Origin of the sequence: Phormidium pseudopriestleyi FRX01, assembly GCF_017313335.1 — a bacterium.
Taxonomy (GTDB): Bacteria; Cyanobacteriota; Cyanobacteriia; order Cyanobacteriales; family Laspinemataceae; genus Laspinema; species Laspinema pseudopriestleyi.
Map to the genome: position 1 here is coordinate 1 of NZ_JAFLQW010000198.1, position 4,699 is coordinate 4,699.

Sequence of the window (4,699 nt, forward strand, 5' to 3'; positions counted from 1 at the left end):
CATTGCCTAAAGATTATTCTTTGGAATATGCAGAAAAGATGACTTCAAGTGAATTAAAAGAATATCTGATAAAAACCCTTAAAAATCAGGAATAAATCGGAAAAATATGAACGTGAGCGAACATCAGTCTTATTTAATATTTAGTTTAAATGGGTCACGGTATGGGGTGACAACCAATGCTGTGCAAGAAATATTTTTCTTACCGACATTAACTCCTATTGATGAAGCACCTCGGGACATTGTGGGGGTGGTAAATCTGCGGGGAGAAATTTTACCCGTGATGGATTTAAACTTACGGTTCTTTCAGCGATCGCTCGATTACCAGATTACAGATAGTATCATCGTCATTGAGTGGCAAACCGTCAAAGTAGGGCTGATTGTCAACCAAGTTCATGAAGTCCAAGACATTCCCTTGGAGGCGATCGCCCCCCAAATTACCTACGGACGACAGAACGGCAATCCCTCTCACCATTACATCACCGGGGTCGCCAAAAACCTCGGAGAATTGGTGATGCTGGTCAACCCCGAACAATTAATTCAATACTCCGATTCTTCAGAAACCCCACCCTTTGAACTCAACGGTACAGAGATACCCGATACCCCCACCTCCGTTCAGAAAACCCGCCGATTCTGTCCCCATGCCACTCCCGAAGAAATGGCACTCTTTCAAGAGCGGGCCGACAATTTAATGAAACTCAGCGAGGGTGAAGATTTTACCGGATTGATGCCGATCGCCGTGATTGGGTTAAACGATGAATATTTCGGTCTCGATCTGAATGTCGTGCGGGAATTTACCGACATTCGAGAGATCACCCCGATCCCCTGCTGTCCCAGTCGGATCATCGGCAACATGAACCTCCGGGGTGAAATCGTCACCTTAATCGATATTCGCGAAACCTTAAACCTCCCCATCACCCGTGCCATTGGCGGCAGTAAGGTCATGGTTGTTCATATCGATGAACTCGTTGCCGGGATTGCCATCCAGGAAGTCTGCGACGTTATGTATCTGCACCCATCCAAAATTGCCCCAGTCCCTGCCGCCATTCACTCCGCTAATGATGAATATCTGCGCGGTACAGCACCTTATCGGGAGAAAATGATGAGCTTGCTCGATCTGCCTAAAATTCTCACCCAGGGAGAATTAGAGGTCAACGAAGAACCCTAATTCTTCCTGGAGTCGGGGTGACTCCCGGCCTCCCTTAGACATGAGAACTCTTGGGGGAGACTCAGCGGCAGAACCCTCCCTGAGTGCAAAACTGATCCGGGGACACGAGGCCCCATGCTCAAAAAATTAGTTTCAAGAAATCCCTCTGTGTTGCGAATTTTAATCGAATATTCTTCCTTCTGAATTCTGGATTCTCGGGTTTAATGAATGAATGGTGAGCAAGATGTTTTGTTGGTTGCACCGACGGACCTATGTTCAACCCCTTAAAACTAAAAACCCGTATTTTACTGGGATATTCAGTGCCGTTATTGCTGTCCCTTGGCTTTGCCACAGTGATTTCCTGCCAGACCCAGACCCTCCAACAAAAACTGGACACCGATGCCGCAGGACAACAAATCCTGGATAACTCGGAACGGATGGTTTCTGGCCTGTCCCAGATGCAGCGTTATAGTGCCAGCTTTTTAGTCAATCCTGAAGTTGATTTTTTAGTTGAATACGAAAAAAAAGCTCAATTATTTGAAGACTCGCTTGAATCCCTCGAACGGCAGATTGAACACCCCGATTTGCAAATACGTTTAGATAAAATTAAAGAATTAGGGAATCAAATCGATAGCTTGAATCGATATTTGATGACTTTAACACAAACTCAAAGAAGAGACCAAGCAATTCGGGCTTTTGCAGCAGCAGAAAGTCGCAATCTTTCCCTGGAAATCACTCAAGCTTTGGATGATTTTATGGCGGTTCAAAACCAGCTTCAAGAGGGGAAGGTCGAAGCGACTTTTATGGCGATCGCAGCATTAAATGAGTGGGTGTGGGTGGGGAGTGTGGTTTTAGTTTTATTCACTCTAACGATTTCTACCGCCTGGACTTATCGAATCGTCGAGGCGATCGCCCATCCCCTGCTGTCCCTCCAATCTAGCGCTAAGGAAATCACCCATAATATCTTAGTCAGTGAAACCCTCTTGACTCGCCAAGCTGAGGACTTGAGTCAAACAAGCGCCGTCTTGGAAAGCTTAACTCAATCCGCTAGTCTTCACGTTCAGGAGGCCAAATCCACCCAGGTTCAAGTCGCCCAGATAGAAGATAAAATGCTCTCTTTGAAAGCGCATCTGGCCAAAATCTATGGACTCACGCATCGGGTGACCGATTTAGCCTCTCAAACCAATCTTTTAGCGCTTCATGCCGGGGTTGAGTCCCAGCGACCCGGATTGGAATGTCACTGCCTCGATGCGGTAGCGACTAAAATGCGAACCTTAGCTACGGAAACCCAAAAATCAGCCAAGCAAGTCAATACCCTGGTCACACAGCTCGAAATCGAACCCTATTCTGTTGTGATGGAACTGGAAGAACCGGAGCAAAATGTGGAACCGATTTGGAGTGCGATCGGTGAACTGGGAACTCACACTCAAGCCATTTCCAAGGCAAGTCAGCAGCAAGCTACGGTGATTCAACAAGTGTTCGATGCTCTGGACTCTCCTTATCAAACCGCCCGAGAAACGGCTCAGACTTTAAGCGAAACTAAAATCCGTCTTCAACAACTCAACCAAGATGCTCATCAGTTGTTTGAAATGTTATAATCCGGGTCTGGGTAGAGAGTATTTCTACTCGGTTCTTCCCGTTCACCCCCTCGATGTCAGTCGTGATGGCTAGTTCTTAGTCATGAATCGGGGTGTCTCTTGATGCTGACTGGAATGGGTGGCGATCGCATTCTTTTTAAAACTCGGTTTTCTCGGTTTTCCCAGAGCCGAACTGTGTGCCTGTTTTATCCGCACCCAAACAGCCTGTGGGTTGTTTCTTTAAACCCCTGCGCTATCGACGCAGTTTCCACCTGGACTAAGCGCCTATAGAAGGAGCTAACTATCCCAGAAATCTTTAAAAGTCTCCAGCATCGAAACGGGAAAGACTAGACTTTAGGTATCACTATAGCAACCCTAAATGATTTATGGCGAATGCTGCTCCCCTCTGCTTGTAGGAGAGGGGTCGGGGGAGAGGTCTTATTCCACAACTGATAAAGGAAAAGCTATAGACTCTAGGTATCACTAGATACACTGGATCGATCCAAAACAATCGAGTTCAGGGTAAGGTAAAACCAGAATTATCAGGTGAACCTTTGCTGAGGGCCGATTCAAGAGTGCCTCAGCGCATCACCCTATTTGAGGAATAAAAATATGAGGTTAGGGCGAAAGCTTTATATAGGATTCGCGATTCCTACCCTGTGTTTGGCTGGGTTAGGGATTTATTCCCTAATTTCGTTTGCCAATATCGACCGACAGGTCGAAACCATTTATGATGATCGCGTCGTGCCCTTACAGCAGTTAAAGGTAATTTCTGATGATTACGGAATCTCTGTGGTTGATGCGGTGAATAAGGCTGATCAGGATTTGTGGACGATGGAACAGGCGTTGCAATCGGTCAGAACCGCTCTTGACCGGATAGAAGTGAACTGGCAGGCTTATAAAGGGACTCAACTCACCCCCGAGGAGGTCAGACTCATTCGGGAAGCAGAGCAATTGTTCATTCGTGCCGATCGCGAGATTGCTCGTCTCGAACTGGCTTTGCAGACTGGGAACCGGGCTGTTGTTAGCGAATTTAATGGCTATCTCTATGAGGTGATTGACCCGCTCACGGAGAAAATCAATGATTTAATTAATTTACAGTTGGAAATTGCCAAACAAGAACGGGAAAAAGCAGCAACGGTGTACCAACGCACGCAAATTATTTTTATTCCCTTGTTGTCCCTGGCTTTATTGGTGGGTTCACCCCTAGGTTTTGTGATTATCCGAGGGGCGATCGCCGCTACCCTAACGGATATTATCAATACTCTGGCGAGCACCTCTAGTCAGATTGCCAGCGCGACTACGGAACAGGAACAGATTGCCCAGCAGCAAGCGGGCTCTGTGCATCAAACCAGTGTTGCAATGGAACAATTAAATCGTTCTGCGGCTCAAGCGGCCCATCAAGCGATCGCATCGGCAACTGGGGCCGAACAAGCCCTTACCCTCACCGGATCCGGGACTCAAGCGGTCGATCGCACCCTAGAGGAAATGGCTAAACTCAGTCAAACCGTGGGATTGATGCGATCGCGAGTGGACGAACTGAGCGAACGCGCCAATCAAATTGGTGCGATCGCCGCGATCGTTAGCAATTTAGCCACTCAAACCCGTGTCCTCGCTCTCAATGCTGCCGTAGAAGCAGTCCGCGCCGGAGAACAAGGCAAAGGATTTGGGGTCGTTGCCACGGAGATTCGCAAATTAGCCGATCAAAGTCATCGATCTGCCGAAAAAATTAATCTCCTCGTGACCGACATTGAACAATCCCTCAAATCTACCGTCCTCGCCAGTGGCGAGAGTTCCGAAAGCGTTGCCGAAGGGATCCGCATCGTTGGGGAAACTACAGCAACCTTTGAAGGGGTGCGAAATGCCATTAATCAAGTGTCCATCAATGTCTCCGAAATCTCTCTCAATAGCAAAGAACAAGCCAATGCTATCCAACAAGTTCTCTGTGCTATGAACGAACTGAATCAAGGCGCTTCCC

3 protein-coding genes are annotated in these 4,699 nt (G+C 47.4%); all 3 read left to right on the plus strand.

The window, feature by feature from the left end; genetic code table 11:
- The first annotated feature begins 106 nt into the window (after positions 1-106).
- Positions 107-1,165: a chemotaxis protein CheW gene (locus tag J0895_RS07215; protein WP_207087432.1), complete on the plus strand. Its 1,059-nt coding sequence runs from the start codon at positions 107-109 to the stop codon at positions 1,163-1,165.
- 251 nt (positions 1,166-1,416) lie between these two features.
- Positions 1,417-2,742 carry a methyl-accepting chemotaxis protein gene (locus tag J0895_RS07220; RefSeq protein ID WP_207087433.1) on the plus strand — a complete coding sequence of 442 codons (1,326 nt, stop codon included), beginning with the start codon at positions 1,417-1,419 and terminating at the stop codon, positions 2,740-2,742.
- A gap of 591 nt (positions 2,743-3,333) precedes the next feature.
- A partial coding sequence (locus tag J0895_RS07225) for a HAMP domain-containing methyl-accepting chemotaxis protein (RefSeq protein ID WP_207087434.1) occupies positions 3,334-4,699 on the plus strand: 1,366 nt, incomplete at its 3' end.